At 38.3% G+C, this 15,150-nt stretch carries 13 protein-coding genes and 1 riboswitch; of the genes, 9 read left to right on the top strand and 4 right to left on the bottom strand.

Translation table 11 applies throughout. The features are described from left to right. Nucleotides 1–96: 96 nt before the first annotated feature. Together R2S57_RS19375 and R2S57_RS19370 are read left to right on the top strand one after the other, a co-directional pair. Nucleotides 97–921, top strand: a complete 825-nt coding sequence (locus tag R2S57_RS19375; protein WP_316846591.1) for a glycogen/starch synthase — start codon at nt 97–99, stop codon at nt 919–921. 21 nt (nt 922–942) lie between these two features. Further along, nucleotides 943–2,346: a DUF4270 domain-containing protein gene (locus R2S57_RS19370; protein ID WP_316846590.1), complete on the top strand. Its 1,404-nt coding sequence runs from the start codon at nt 943–945 to the stop codon at nt 2,344–2,346. Between the two features lie 328 nt (nt 2,347–2,674). Here R2S57_RS19370 and R2S57_RS19365 read toward each other — a convergent pair whose 3' ends face one another. Both R2S57_RS19365 and mutY read right to left on the bottom strand, forming a co-directional pair. After that, on the bottom strand, nt 2,675–3,112 hold the full coding sequence (locus R2S57_RS19365) for a single-stranded DNA-binding protein (protein ID WP_316846589.1): 438 nt from the start codon (nt 3,110–3,112) through the stop codon (nt 2,675–2,677). Between the two features lie 55 nt (nt 3,113–3,167). Beyond that, nucleotides 3,168–4,229 (bottom strand): A/G-specific adenine glycosylase, encoded by a 1,062-nt coding sequence (mutY, locus tag R2S57_RS19360; RefSeq protein ID WP_316846588.1) that lies wholly within the window; start codon nt 4,227–4,229, stop codon nt 3,168–3,170. 170 nt (nt 4,230–4,399) lie between these two features. On the opposite strand from mutY, the gene R2S57_RS19355 reads away from it, so the two are divergent. The 6 genes from R2S57_RS19355 (at nt 4,400) to R2S57_RS19330 (ending at nt 11,233) form a co-directional block, all read left to right on the top strand. Continuing rightward, complete coding sequence (locus tag R2S57_RS19355) at nt 4,400–4,702, top strand: HU family DNA-binding protein (RefSeq protein WP_025143406.1); 303 nt, start codon at nt 4,400–4,402, stop codon at nt 4,700–4,702. Between the two features lie 11 nt (nt 4,703–4,713). Then, the gene (locus tag R2S57_RS19350; protein WP_316846587.1) at nt 4,714–5,592 is read left to right on the top strand and encodes a tetratricopeptide repeat protein; all 879 of its coding nucleotides are present in this window, start codon (nt 4,714–4,716) and stop codon (nt 5,590–5,592) included. 279 nt (nt 5,593–5,871) lie between these two features. Continuing rightward, nucleotides 5,872–7,422, top strand: a complete 1,551-nt coding sequence (locus R2S57_RS19345; protein WP_316846586.1) for an Rne/Rng family ribonuclease — start codon at nt 5,872–5,874, stop codon at nt 7,420–7,422. 178 nt (nt 7,423–7,600) lie between these two features. Further along, complete coding sequence (radA, locus tag R2S57_RS19340; RefSeq protein ID WP_316846585.1) at nt 7,601–8,977, top strand: DNA repair protein RadA; 1,377 nt, start codon at nt 7,601–7,603, stop codon at nt 8,975–8,977. Nucleotides 8,978–9,013: 36 nt separating this feature from the next. Then, the gene (locus R2S57_RS19335) at nt 9,014–10,336 is read left to right on the top strand and encodes a carboxypeptidase-like regulatory domain-containing protein (RefSeq protein WP_316846584.1); all 1,323 of its coding nucleotides are present in this window, start codon (nt 9,014–9,016) and stop codon (nt 10,334–10,336) included. 432 nt (nt 10,337–10,768) lie between these two features. Continuing rightward, on the top strand, nt 10,769–11,233 hold the full coding sequence (locus R2S57_RS19330) for a DUF4920 domain-containing protein (protein ID WP_316846583.1): 465 nt from the start codon (nt 10,769–10,771) through the stop codon (nt 11,231–11,233). Between the two features lie 112 nt (nt 11,234–11,345). Here R2S57_RS19330 and R2S57_RS19325 read toward each other — a convergent pair whose 3' ends face one another. Then, complete coding sequence (locus R2S57_RS19325; protein WP_316846582.1) at nt 11,346–12,410, bottom strand: branched-chain amino acid aminotransferase; 1,065 nt, start codon at nt 12,408–12,410, stop codon at nt 11,346–11,348. A gap of 145 nt (nt 12,411–12,555) precedes the next feature. Next, the gene (locus R2S57_RS19320) at nt 12,556–13,521 is read right to left on the bottom strand and encodes a tryptophan 2,3-dioxygenase family protein (RefSeq protein WP_316846581.1); all 966 of its coding nucleotides are present in this window, start codon (nt 13,519–13,521) and stop codon (nt 12,556–12,558) included. A gap of 64 nt (nt 13,522–13,585) precedes the next feature. Next, nucleotides 13,586–13,648, top strand: a riboswitch (Fluoride riboswitch). Between the two features lie 19 nt (nt 13,649–13,667). Here R2S57_RS19320 and R2S57_RS19315 point away from each other — a divergent pair. Beyond that, nucleotides 13,668–14,957 (top strand): voltage-gated chloride channel family protein, encoded by a 1,290-nt coding sequence (locus tag R2S57_RS19315; RefSeq protein WP_316846580.1) that lies wholly within the window; start codon nt 13,668–13,670, stop codon nt 14,955–14,957. Nucleotides 14,958–15,150: the final 193 nt, after the last annotated feature.

The following is a 15,150-nucleotide window of genomic DNA, read 5'->3' as shown; positions in this document are numbered from 1 at the left end:
AAACAAATGCTTGCTATATTGATAAATAGTATTATTATGCTTACCTTTGCAGCTCATTATCTTTTATTTAACTTAATATTTTCTTAGAATATGGAGATGGCAAAAACGAAGCTGCTGATTGTTACACACGAGATGTCGCCTTTCCTCGAGCTTACTAAAATTTCTGAAATCACGCGCCAATTACCTCAGGCAATGCAAGAGAAAGGATTCGAAATCCGCATCTTAATGCCAAAATTTGGTAATATCAACGAAAGAAGAAATCGTTTACACGAAGTAATCCGCTTATCGGGAATGAACATCATTATTGATGACAATGATAACCCTTTAATCATTAAAGTAGCCTCCATCCCAGCTGCACGCATGCAAGTTTATTTCTTAGACAACGAAGAGTATTTCCAACGCAAACAGGTATTTAGAGATGCTAGCGGAAAATTTTTCGACGACAATGATGAACGCACCATTTTCTTCTGCAAAGGTGCATTAGAAACGGTTAAAAAATTAGGCTGGGCACCAGATATCGTTCACTGCCATGGCTGGATGAGCGCATTGGTACCTGCTTACATTAAAACAACTTATAAAAACGATCCTACTTTTAAAAATTCGAAAGTGGTTTATTCTATTTATGAGGATGGCTTTACAGAAAAATTAAATGCTGATTTCGCGAAGAAAGCCGTAATGGCAAACATGACGGAAGAGGATACAAAAGCATTCTTACCATCTGATTGCGACAGTATGCACATTGGCGCGATAACACACTCAGACGCAGTAGTTTTAGCAGACGAAAACCTGAACAAAGATGTGTTAAAATTTGTTAAAGATTCCAATAAGCCAACATTAGCTTTTAACTTAACCGAGAATTTTGAAAACTTCTATACTTTTTATGAAGAAATTTCAAACGATGAATTGGTTTCAGTTGCTTAATTAGGTATTATTATTTTAAATATGAAATTTACAAAACAAGACTTATTAACCCTGTTGATAGGTCTTTTTCTTTTTGCATCATGTAAAAACCCCGATGGTGTTGGTTTAGATGTTGATCCGGGTAACGCAATTACCGGAACCCTGGTTGTGTCTGATGTAAAATCTCAACTGGTTGAAGAAACACCAGCGATTACCTCAGAACTAAACCGTTATCCATTAGGCTACATGACTGATCCAGTTTTTGGTAAAACAGAAGCTGGCCTGGCCATGACGGTTTATCCGGTAAGTACAAGTTACGATTTTGGAACAACTCCAGTACTCGATTCGGCAGTTTTGGTTTTAAAATTTGATGAATCCAGCACCATAACCAAGTTTTACGGCGATACGATCAATTCTAAATATAGTATTGATGTTTTTCAACTGACAAACAAAGTTGAGAACTACAAAAGTTCGGATGTGCAGGCAATCAACAATACTTTGTTAGGGAATTTTACCGGCAAATTGGCACCAAATACTAAAACTAAGGTCTTTGATGTTATAGCAGGCAAAGACACCCTAAAAACCGTTCCCGCACAGATCAGAATTCCTTTAAACAAAGCGTTTATACAAGCCAATATATTAAATCTTGGCACAGCAGGAACAGCAACAGATACAAAATTTATCGAGGCTTTTAAAGGCTTGTATGCAAAGGTAAACAAAACATCCTCAACTGGTGTTGGGGGTATCGGCTTCTTTAATTTTACGGGTACAGACTCTTACTTACAATTGGTTTGGAAAAAAGTCAACTCCTCTAGCGGAATAGATACAGCAACGGTAAACTTCCCGGTAGGTGCATTAAATTCAAACAGTAAAACTGTGGGCATAGCAGCAAACATTAAGCACGATTATACCGGTACGCCTATACAAACCCAAATTTCAGCCCCTACAGCTTCATATGATGTAACTTATTTACAAGGTTTGGCTGGTGTAAAAACAAAACTTACTTTCCCTGAGTTGTTAAACTTTACAAGCACCTATGGAAAAGTAATTGTGAACAAAGCAGAATTAGTAGTAGAGTTAGGTGATGGAGCACCTGTGTATCCTTTCAATGCTTCACAAAGACTTTCCTTATACCGTTGGGATATTGCACATCAACCAGGAAGTATTCCTGATTATACTACTTTTACAGGTAGCACAGGCGGAGACGCACTATTTGGCGGTTATTTTGATGCCTTAAAAAACCGTTATATTTTTACCATAACGAGTTATGTTCAAGGCATAATTGATAAAACCATAGAAGATTATGGTACATTCCTTGCGCCAACATCTTATACTGATTTTCAGGCTATACCTACTGCAACTTCTGCAGAAAGAGCAATTATCGGAGCTTCCAGCTCAACTACGAACAAGTTGAAACTGAATATTTATTATACAAAGATTAATTAATCACTTTAATTTCTTTTTTAAAATCTCCTGTTTCAAAAAACCAGGAGATTTTTTTTTGCCTTTTTATTACCAGAAACAGTAGCATTTCAAGTGTTGTTTATCCTCAGATCGTAATTTAGCGTCCATCAGAAACAATGCACACCTAAAAGGCGTATTAAGCCCTGGGCGTCATCATGTAGGCGCGCACGATGTAAACCATTAAAAAGTTCATTTAAAGCTCTCGTTAACCTTAAAACAGGACCTGCTTGGCAACATCTGAATATGGGCTTAACCAAAAAAAGCTACCTCTTATCCAGGTAGCTTTTTTATGTAGTAATCAGCGTGTAAATTAAAAAGGAAGATCTCCACTTTCATCAGACGGGCCGATTGTAAATTCGTCTTCGATTTTAGCCTCCGAGCTTTGATGTGTTGGTGTAGTTGGACTCTGTTCAAAATCACTTTTCCGGCCCAACATGGTAAAATTCTCAGCAACAATTTCCGTTACATACTTTTTAACCTTTTCTTTGTCTTCGAAGGATCTCGTTCTCAGTTTCCCCTCGATGTAAACAAGTTTACCTTTTTGCAGGTATTTAGAAGCTACCTCGGCCAATCCCCGCCACAACACAATATTGTGCCACTCTGTTTGCTCTACTCTCTTACCGTCTTTGTTGTATGTTTCCGATGTAGCTAATGGAAAACTGGCTACTGTTACGCCACCATCTAAATGTCGCACTTCAGGGTCTTTGCCTAAGTGGCCTACTAAAATAACTTTGTTAATCCCAGACATAAATATTTTTGGTTAGTTGTTTCGTTCTGTAAATGTGCACCGCTAAGATGGTTAGTTACTCCATTTTTTGCTTATAAAAGTATTCTTGGATAAAATCGTGGATTACTTTTGGCTGCGGTAACTCATCTACCTTATTTAAAGAAACCCAATTAAGTTCCTTTTGTTTACTAAAGTTAAATATATAATTTTTTAATATAAAAAATTGCAAATGGATTATTTGGTGTGTTAATAAGTGCTTTTTACTGCTGACAAACTCAAAATCTACATCTTCTCCAAAAGCACCTTTTATCTGTTCGATAAATACCGGGTGATCTAATCCGTATGCCTCAATAGTCTCTAAGCTCGGGAAATCGTATAAATGCTGCCATATATCACCTGCCTGCCTTTCTCTGATGAGCACCTTTTCATCATTAAAGCAAACCAAATAATTAATATAGCGGTGCTTTTGTGCCGCCTTCTTTATTTTAACCGGAAGGGTGTTTACCAGTTGATGATTAAAAGCATAACAGGTTTGATTGAGCGGGCAGATAGTGCAATTGGGCGATTTGGGTTTACATTGTATGGCCCCAAACTCCATAATGGCCTGGTTATATAATGCAGGATCATCCTGGTAAAGCAGTTCATTTGCCAGGGCATAAAACTCTTTTTTACCCGCCGGAGAATTGATTGCTGTGTCAATCCCATAGTATCTTGAAAGAACCCTGAAAACATTTCCATCTACCACAGCCCGGGCCTCACCAGAAGAAAAAGAAGAGATTGCAGCGGCCGTATATTCGCCAATTCCTTTCAACTTTATCAGCTCATCGTGAAGATTTGGGAAGATTCCATGGTAATCCCTTACCACGATTTGTGCGGTAGCGTGCATATTCCTTCCTCTGGAGTAATAGCCCAAACCTTGCCAAAGCTTCAAAACTTTCGCTTCGGTAGCACTGGCAAAATCGGAAACGGTTGGAAAATTCGCTAAAAATTTATTAAAGTATGGAAGACCTTGTTCTACTCTTGTTTGTTGTAATATAACCTCTGATAACCAGATGGTATAAGCATCATTAGTATGCCTCCAGGGCAGATCTCTCTTGTTTATCAGATACCAATTGATGAGTTCATTTTGAAATGTCATTACTGCAAATTACGGTCTATTTATCCGATTAAAAAAAAACTTGCAATTGGCTGATAAGTCTGGAGATAAAAAAATCATCTTTTATTTCCCTATCTCATTAAAAAGCAATACTTTTGCAACCCCAAAACAGTAGTAATATTAAAACACAATAATATAATAAATAATAAAATATGACTAAGGCAGATATTATTTCAGAAATATCAACAAAAACCGGAATTGAGAAGGTTGATGTACAGGAAACAGTTGAGGCATTTTTCAAGGTTATCAAAACCAGCATGATTGGCGGTGAAAATGTATATGTTAGAGGCTTCGGAAGCTTTGTTGTTAAAAAGAGAGCGCAAAAAACTGCGAGAAACATCTCAAAAAACACTGCAATAATTATCCCAGAGCATTTTGTTCCAAGCTTTAAACCAGCAAAAGTATTTGTTGACAAAGTGAAAAGCAATTCAAAAAAAATTAACGTAGAAGCCTAAGTCTTACCGATATGAATAGCAGCATCAGATCAAAACAAACCATTATTATTGGAGCGATTGTATTGCTTGTTGCATTTTTATTTACAAGAGACATTAAGGGTTTAGTGAAACCAACAGAAGAAAATGGCAAAATGCCTGCGAGTGGCGAAATGGCCGGAGCAGCTTCTTCGTCAACTTTGTCGGCACTAAACATCGAAACTTCATCTACGGCTGCAAAAAATGTAATCAATAAGAATTTGGCTACTGATATCACAGCTTTAGAAAATACCTACAAAGGCGCAAACGGTGCTGAAAAGATTGAGCTTGCAAAACAACTGGCCCAGAAATGGGACGATGTAGAGCAAATCACTCCATCGGCACTTTATTTAGAAGTTGTTGCACAGGCTGAGCCATCATCAAAATCATGGTTGGCATCTGGCAATCAATTTATAAAAGCCTTCGAAAGTACACAAGATAGTATCGCTCAGCCTGCTTTATTGCAGAAAGCCAATACATCTTATAAAAACGCATTAGAGAAAGACTCTACAAACATTGAAGCCAAAACAGGCTTAGGTGTAACGATAGTAAATGGCCTGGGTGCACCAATGCAAGGTATTGCAATGTTGCTAGAGGTGGTGGCTAAAGAACCTAAAAATGTAAAGGCAAATATGAATTTAGGATTGTTCTCCATAAAATCAGGTCAGTTCGACAAAGCAATTCCCCGTTTTAATACGGTAATAGCTGCTGCTCCGACCCCTGAAGCCTATTTTTATTTAGGAACAGCTTTAGAAAATTTAGGCAGAAATAAAGAAGCAGTAAATGCTTACTTATCAAGCAAAAAATTAGCGGCTAACCCAACCTTATCTTCTTTTCTTGATAAGAAGGTGGCTGAACTAAAGAATAAAAATTAATTAACAGATTAATAAAAACATTTAAAACTTAAAACTATGCCAAGCGGTAAAAAAAGAAAGAGACATAAAATGGCTACGCACAAACGTAAAAAACGTTTAAGAAAAAACAGACATAAGAAAAAATAGTTTCTTATTTTGATTAAGCTAATTAAACCTCATAGTAAACACTATGAGGTTTAAACCATTTATATGATTTTTAATTATATAGGCGGAGGCTATATCAATGTTTTTTATTTACTATCCATTTGTTAATAGGCGAAAGCCTTAAATCTGTAGCTGTTGGTAAAAGAATTAATTATCAATTCGACTCCTGCCGGAGTTACCATAGCATTGATTGAAGACAAACAACTTGTTGAGCTTCACAAAGAACAAATCAATAATAACTACGCCGTAGGCGATATTTATTTAGGCCGCATTAAAAAAATTATGCCCGGCTTGAATGCTGCTTTCGTGGATGTTGGTTATGAAAAAGATGCATTTTTGCATTATTTTGATTTGGGCCCTCAGGTGCAATCTTTAATTAAGCTAACGAAGATCAAGCGTAATGGCTCGGTTACAGGCACATTATTAGATAATTTAAAGCTAGAAGCCGATATTAACAAGGCAGGCAAAATTTCTGATGTGCTCAGTAAAAACATGCTCCTCCCTGTACAAATTGCCAAAGAACCAATTTCTACAAAAGGACCACGTTTAAGTTCCGACATTTCGATTGCCGGCAGGTATGTGGTACTGGTGCCATTCTCCAATACCATATCTGTATCAAAAAAAATAAAAAGTAATACCGAACGTAATCGTTTAAAAAAGATTATCGAAAGTATTAAACCTCAAAATTTTGGGGTAATTATCAGAACTGTTTCTGAAGGCAGAGGGGTTGCCGAAATGCAAAAAGATCTTTTAGATTTAATTGCTAAATGGGAAAACTTCATTAAAAAAGTGCCTTCTACCGAACCTTCAAAAAGAGTTTGGGGAGAAATGGACAGATCATCAACGTTAATCCGCGATATTCTGAACCCTGATTTTACAAACGTTTACGTAAGTACACCAGAGTTGTACGATGATATCCGTTCTTATGTACACGATATTTCTCCGGAAATGGAAAAAATCGTTAAACTGTACAAACAGAAAGAACCCATCTTCGATCACTTTGGGATAGAAAAGCAGATTAAAAATGCTTTCGGAAAAACAGTAAACTTACCAGGTGGTGCTTACTTGGTTGTAGAGCACACTGAAGCACTTCACGTAATAGATGTGAATAGTGGAAACCGTACTGCCAGTAAAGAAAACCAGGAGGAAAATGCTTTACAGGTAAACAAAGAGGCGGCTAAAGAAATTGCCCGTCAATTGCGCTTGCGCGATATGGGCGGTATTGTGGTAATCGATTTTATCGATATGCACAAACCAACAAACCGTAAAATGCTATTCGATTATTTGCGTGAGCTGATGTTATTGGATAGAGCCAAACACACCATTTTGCCTCCGAGCAAATTTGGCTTGGTACAAATTACCAGACAACGTGTTCGTCCGGAAATGAATATTGTTACGGTAGAAAAATGCCCGGCCTGCGGTGGGACGGGAGAAATTAAAGCGAGTATCGTTTTAATGGATGATATTGAGAACAACCTTAATTATATTTTAAGAGAGCAGAATGAAAAAGGCGTAACACTTTGTGTACACCCATACATAGAAGCTTATATTACAAAAGGGATTTTCAACCTTCAACGCCGTTGGTTCTTTAAATATGGCCAATGGATTAAAGTGAAGGCACAATCATCGTATTATTTAAATGAGTTCCATTTCATCTCCGCAAAAGATGAAGAGATTAAATTATAACTCAAAACACATTAACCTAATGCCTGGATTTAAAAGTCCGGGCTTTTTGCGTTTTAAACCGCGCAGGTTTTAAAAGCGGCGGCCTTCAGTGAGACCGTTGAAAATAATAAAACAGCGAATTAAACCTGCGGGGTTTTTAAGCGAGAAAGGTTAAATTCGTAATCTAAATTTTAATCAATTGGCAAAATCAAAAAGTGCATTTTTCTGTCAGAGCTGTGGCTACGAATCGGCAAAGTGGTTGGGTAAATGCCCATCATGCAACCAATGGAATACCTTTGTAGAAGAAATTGTAGAAAAAAGTTCCGCATCTGTCCCAACCTGGAAAAGTGATACATCAAGCCGTAAATTAAGCAAACCAAGTAAGGTTGATGAAATACAGTCGTCAACAGAGCGGAGAATATTAACCGGCGATAAAGAACTCGACCGTGTTTTAGGTGGTGGTTTGGTAGAGGGATCATTAGTGCTAATCGGTGGTGAACCCGGGATCGGAAAATCAACCTTAATGTTGCAACTGGCTTTAAATTTAAAAGGTAAAAAACTACTTTATATTTCTGGAGAAGAAAGCGAGCAGCAAATTAAAATGCGGGCAGAAAGGATCCAGGAAAGTCCATCGTCTAACTGTTATATTTTAACGGAGACATCCACGCAGAATATTTTTAAACAGATCGAAATTTTAGAACCAGAGATTTTGGTTGTAGATTCTATCCAAACGCTTCATTCTGCCCATATCGATTCAACCCCTGGCAGCGTATCGCAGGTTAGGGAATGCACCGCTGAGCTCTTACGCTTTGCAAAGGAAACTGGGGTACCCGTTTTTCTCATCGGCCATATTACCAAAGATGGCGCTATTGCAGGTCCGAAAATATTGGAACACATGGTTGATACCGTTTTGCAATTTGAAGGCGACAGGCATCATGTTTACCGGATATTAAGATCGATTAAAAACCGTTTTGGTGCAGCCGCGGAACTGGGTATTTACGAGATGCAGGGGAGTGGTTTAAGAGAGGTTTCCAATCCCTCAGAGATCTTACTTTCGCAACGAGATGAAGAACTCAGTGGAATTGCCATTGCCGCCACTTTAGAAGGCGCCAGACCGATGTTAATTGAAACACAAGCATTGGTAAGCTCGGCAGCTTATGGAACGCCTCAGCGATCGGCCACAGGTTTTGATACCAAGAGGATGAACATGCTATTAGCCGTTTTAGAAAAACGTTGTGGTTTTAGGCTAAGTACACAAGATGTTTTTTTGAATATTGCAGGAGGAATAAGGGTAGAAGACCCGGCAATTGATTTGGCGGTGCTAATTGCCATTATTTCATCGCACCAGGATATTGCTGTTTCTTCCAAGAATTGCTTTGCGGCAGAAGTAGGGTTATCAGGAGAAATAAGAGCAGTAAACAGAATTGAACAACGGATTGCGGAAGCTGATAAATTGGGCTTCGAAACCATTTATATTTCTAAATATAATTTAAAAGGTATTGCAATAGAAAAATATAATCTTGAAATTAAAGCGGTAAGTAAAATAGAAGAGGTTTTTAGCCTAGTTTTTGGATAAATATTTCCGTAAAAAACGTTAAAACTATATTAAACGATGGTCTCGAAAAAAGTTAACGCCACCTTTTTAACCCTATTCATTTTATTAGTTTCAAATCTGACTTTTGCTCAGTTTACAATGACGGGTAAAGTAATAAATCTGGCAGATAATGAACCTTTAGAAAGCGTAACAGTATTTGTAGATAAGACTAGTTATGGAACAAAAACAGATAAACACGGTGATTTTACAATCCGTAATGTGCGTCCCGGCCATTATGAACTGATCGTATCAATGTTAAGTTTTAAAACTTATAAAGTTCCAATATCAATACAGGCAGATACAAAAGTACCCACGATTGGCATAGAAGAAAAAACTCTGTCTTTAAATGAAGTCAAAATTACGATTCCCAGAAAAGTAGACAGTAAATATCTCAATATGTTTATGCGAGAGATATTAGGCACTTCGAAATTTGGAAGGCAGTGCCGTATCGTTAATCCCAAAGTAATCCGGGTAAGATACGATGAAAAAGAACAAAAGCTTACCGGCTATACATCGGATTTTATGATAATCGAGAATAAAGCTCTGGGATATCGCTTGAAGTATTTGGTCGAAGACTTTGAACGGAATGAGAAAACGGAACTTATATCATATATAGGCTATGCCTTATTTGAACCGATGAAGGGAAATGATCAGCAACAATCAAACTGGCATCAAAAACGCCTTGAAGCATACGCAAGTTCATTACAACACTTTCTCCGTTCTGTTCTCGGAAACATCGTTAACAAGGAAGAACCGGGTTTCTTTGTGGCTTTAGATTCACGATCATTAAATAAGTCTCGCCCACCCGATACGCTGATCAAAAAAAAAATTCGCTTATACGGCTTAGACAAAGATTCACTTCTGTCATGGAATAGAATGCTTCGGCAACCCCAGTATATTGAAGTAATAGATACTACAAAATTAAGCGCAAAACAGATCGTGCAGCTAACTGATCAAAAAGGCACGTACTCACTTAAAATAAACAACGACACTAACTATATTAATAAGTGGGAGGCTATAAACGTGCCCGGTTTAAATGGCAGAATAAAATTCAGATGCGATACATGCCAATTTAAAAATTCATTGTATGTTACTTATACTAAGGAGATCCCCAAGAGGTTTCGAAAAACCTATAAATCTAACAGTTCACGCATTGAGGAATCTTTTATTCCTTCTTCTGAAATGAATAAGATGGCAAGTTTGATTTCCATTATTGATAACGATGTTTTTTTTGACTGGAATGGAGTAATTATTAACCCTTTGAGTTTAAAAATAGAAGGATATTGGGCCAATCTGCGCCTTGGAGACCTGTTACCCATCGACTATATGCCTAATAATTAATTATTTCTAAAGGCGAGAGGGTAATCTGTTACTGGAAATTGAGATCGATCAAAAACCGTTTCGATTGCAACAGGCGAACAGCCTTGTTTTGGATAGGTAACACATTTGGGGAAACAGATCAACAATATTCCCCATATAGACGATAAAATTCCACAGTTCCACAATTCACCGAATTTTAATCACAATTGCCGACACATACATAAATAACTGATTATTAATGACTTAAACACAAATCAACTAGAAATAAAAGTTTTGGTTTGAGCTTTGCCTTGTAAATACTGTCTGGATCACGACATGGGATCTTTACGAAAATGGGATGATTTCCTCGTTGGTGAAAACCAGCGAGGATTTTTTTTGCAGTTCACGATTTAGAAAAATTTTAAATAACTTTGAGTTAAGGCAGCAACCAGAACAATTATAAATTAATAGACGATGAAAAAGATCATTTTGAGTGTAAGCTTTTGCCTGTTTGTGGCATTTGCGTTTGCACAAACAGCTTATACCGGCCAAAAATTTGGAGAGGAAGTTAAACCAGGAGATGTAAAACCTGCAGCAAAAATGGAAGCCGCCATGGGCGACAAAAAAACTGTCGATATGAAAATTGAAGGCAAGGTGGTAGATGTGTGTAAGAAAAAAGGATGCTGGATGACTTTGGAAATGCCAAATGGTGATCCGATGCGGGTAACCTTTAAAGATTATGCTTTCTTTATGCCAATGGATATTGTAGGCAAAAAAGTAGTTTTAGATGGTTTGGCAAAGAAACAAACCATCTCAGTAGAAACTTTACGCCACTATGCCGAAGATGCAAAAAAAACACCTGAAGAAGTAGCAAAAATTACCGATCCTAAAAAAGAGCTGGCATTTGAGGCTAAAGGTGTGGTAATTTTAGACAAATAAGTCCGAAGACGGAAAGTCCGTCGTCCGAGGATTAGAAACCCATAAATGAAACAAAAAATAACCCCGATACATCTGCTGTACCGGGGTTTCTTATTTTATATAGGATTTTCTATTACAAAACCCAGTTCCATCCAAACTCGTCTGGCACTAAACCGTAACGGATATCGTTTAATTTTTTAGCAATGCCATTAGAAATGTGCCTTGTTGAAGGATCGGTTAATTTATAAATCTGCCCGTTATAACCCATTTCGCCTACATGTGTAACCGTAGCAGCGGTTCCTGCAGCAAAAGCTTCAGTTAAACTACCATTTTCGATTCCTTCGATCACTTCTTTAACAGAAACCCTGCGTTCTTCCACTTCAACACCAGCATCTTTCGCTAGTTTGATAATGGTATCGCGTGTTACGCCATCTAAAACCGTACTGCGTACAGAAGGAGTAACCAGTTTACCGTTAATTACAAAAAGTAAATTCGCTGTTCCGGCTTCTTCAATAAATTCGTGTGTTACCGAATCTGTCCAGATCAGTTGATCGTAACCTTCTTTTTTAGCTTGTTCGAAAGGGTATAACGAACGGGCATAATTTCCGGCAGTTTTAGCAAAGCCAACGCCACCTTCATCTGCACGTGTAAATTCAGTTTCGATTTTAACTTTTAAAGCGCTGCTATAGTATGGTCCGGTTGGTGTAGTTAACAAAGCAAATTTATAAGTATCTGATGCCTTAACACCTAAATACGGATCCATTGCAAACATTACCGGGCGGATATATAAAGCATAATCTTCCTGGTTGGGCACCCATTTTTCATCAACATTAATCAATGTAGCCAAACCTTGCATAAAAACTTCCTCTGGAATACCAGGCATCGACATCCTTGCCGCTGACTTGTTAAAACGCTCGAAATTTTTATCGGCACGGAATACGCTAATCTTTCCATCCGGCTGGCGGTAAGCTTTTAATCCTTCGAAAATTGCCTGTCCATAATGAAGTGCAGAAATTGCCGGGCTCATCGGAATTGGGCCATAAGGAAGGATCTGTAAATTTTTCCATTCGCCATCTTCGAAGTCGGCAGTAAACATGTGATCGGTAAAAACCTTACCGAACGGTAATTGCGAAAAATCAGTAACAGCCAAACGGGTTTCATTTGCTTTAGTGATTTTTATATCTAATGTCTCGGTCATATTATTGAATTTTGAATGAGTGAATGTCTGAAATGATAGAGTGTTTTTATTGCTCATTCTCTAATTCAATAATTCATTCATTCTGTCATTAATTATTTTGCGCAAATTAGTAAAAAACGGGCTTTTTTAATAGCTTTTTGCAATATTAATCTTTGCTTTTGAGTGTTTTAAGTACACTAAGCACCCAACCTCTGCCCCACTCTTCCATTTGTGCATCCGTCCATAAGAAAGGATAAAAAATTCTTTTTTGAAAACGCGGAGGCAGGTATTTCTGCCAGTTGGTACCGCCAGTTGCTGCCACATCAATAGGATCTTTCTCCAGATAACGTACAGCTGATTTGTAGTGCGACAAAGGCCACTCTACATTGACATATAAATCCAGCTTGCGCAACTCTTCTGCAAGTGCCGAAACATCGGCTCCATTTGCCTGTAACCGATGATATAACGCGGAGAAATTGGTTAAAGAACGGTCTTTTGCCAACTGTAAGAATTGTGCCGCATACTTTTTTATAAATTGTTTTAAGGTTAAGGTTTGTTTGCCCGAAGCCAGCTCAGTTGCACCAAATTTCCAATAGATGTTTTCAAACTGTTCTTCTATCGTTGCGGTGCGTAATTCATCACGTTTAGATTTATCTACCAGACGGATAAAATCTGTGGCGCAAATTTCAATCATCCTGTACTGACCAGACTGGAAACCACTTGCAGGCAATAACGACATACGGAATTTCAGGAACTGTTCTTTCTCCATCCCATCTACCATCACTTCGAAAGAAGTGGTTAAGGCATTGAAATAAGCATTGATGCGTTTTACACGGGCTGTAAAAAATTCGGCGGTTAAATTTTCATGTTCAGCAATCTGCCTGCACTCGTGCAGTGCAAGCTTAAAATAAAGCTCTGTAATCTGATGGTACATGATAAAGATTTCTTCATCAGGAATTGGTGTTTTAGGGCTCTGCAGGCTCAATAAGGTGTCCAGATGGATATAATCCCAGTAGGTTAGGAAATCGGCATATAACAGGCCATCAAGGTATGAGGCCATATCCTGCCCCATTGCCGTGTATTTTTCTTGTAATTGGTTTAGTTTGTCTTTTATTTCAGGTGTGAAATCCATTGTTTGAAGTTAGCTGCACAAAGGTGATAAAGATTTTGCAACAAATAACTAAATTTTATACATTTGAAACGACGGCGATGGGGTACCGCCAAAACCGCCCAAACAGGCTGATGACTCCTACGATTTTTATTTAAAATTGAATTCAAATGCCTGTTAAAAGACTAACAGAAGGATTTCTTCTGTCTATTCACCGCTTTATTAAGTTCGACTTCGGATTACTCCTCATGAGTACTTTAAAGTGGTTGCTGATCTCTGCCATATTGGGTGGAATTATTGGTTCTGCCTCGGCTTTATTTTTAGCAACTTTAAACTGGGCAACCAACTACCGCGAGCAGCACCTCTGGATGATTGCGTTTTTACCTTTAGCAGGTATTGTTATTGGCTTGGCTTATCATTATTGGGGCACAGCAGTAGTAAAGGGCAACAATCTTTTGATCGAAGAATTGCAATCGCCTAAAAAAGTAATACCTATTGTGATGGCACCACTTATTTTTGCCGGAACAATTATAACCCATTTATTTGGTGGGTCGGCCGGACGGGAAGGCACAGCTGTTCAGATTGGTGGAGCCTTTGCAGATCAGTTTACTAAATTGTTCAAACTTAAAGCCAGAGACAGGAAAGTGATCCTCATTTGCGGCATTAGCGCTGGCTTTGCCTCTGTTTTCGGAACGCCTTTGGCTGGCGCGGTATTTGGACTAGAGGTTTTTGTTGTTGGAAGTTTGACCTACAGCTCAATTCTTCCATCATTTATCACTGCAATTATTGCCGATTATGCCTGCAAGGCCTGGGGTGTTGGCCATACCCACTATTCCATATCTGCAGTACCTGAAATGAATTCGATCAATTTATTGTTATCTTTAGGTGCTGGAATATTATTTGGCTTGGTGGCCAGATCTTTTTCGGCCTTAAACCATGCTTTATCAAAACTTTTCAGTAAAATTAAATATCCACCACTACGACCATTTATTGGTGGAATAATTTTAGTCGGCATTATTTACCTGATCGGGAATACCAGATACATTGGCCTGGGCATCCCTGTGATTTCAGCATCATTCACCCAACAAGACCCCTATTATACCTTCGCTATTAAATTGTTTTTAACAGCCCTTACGCTGAGTGCCGGGTTTAAAGGTGGTGAGGTAACCCCACTATTCTTTATTGGCGCAACATTGGGCAGCTTTTTAAGTTTCTTTATTCCATTGCCGTATGGATTGCTTGCAGGAATGGGTTTTGTAGCCGTTTTTGCTGGTGCAGCAAATACACCATTGGCCTGTATTTTTATGGGCGTAGAGTTATTCGGCACCGCATCTGGAATTTATATCGCATTAGCGTGTGTTACGGCCTACTTGTTTTCAGGTCATACCGGGATTTACCGATCGCAAACGGTAGGAGCGCCTAAACATTTACTGTTAAAAAGGCATCAGTTTTTGAGGTAGGGGAGAGCGTGGGGCGTTAGGCGAGGGGTGGAATACGAAGAAACACATTGTCATTCTGAACGCAGTGAAGAATCTGCAACCAACGACGCACTGAGCAGACAGCACTTTATGGGAGCCTGTATAAAGATACAGAGATTCTTCGTTGCACTCAGAATGACAGCATGAGTACTTAATTCAGCACCCGAATGAACTC

This window comes from Pedobacter psychrodurus (genome assembly GCF_032678585.1).
In the GTDB taxonomy this organism is placed as follows: Bacteria; Bacteroidota; Bacteroidia; order Sphingobacteriales; family Sphingobacteriaceae; genus Pedobacter; species Pedobacter psychrodurus_A.
Note: the sequence above shows the minus strand (reverse complement) of the source record. Positions and strands in the feature narration are given on the sequence as shown.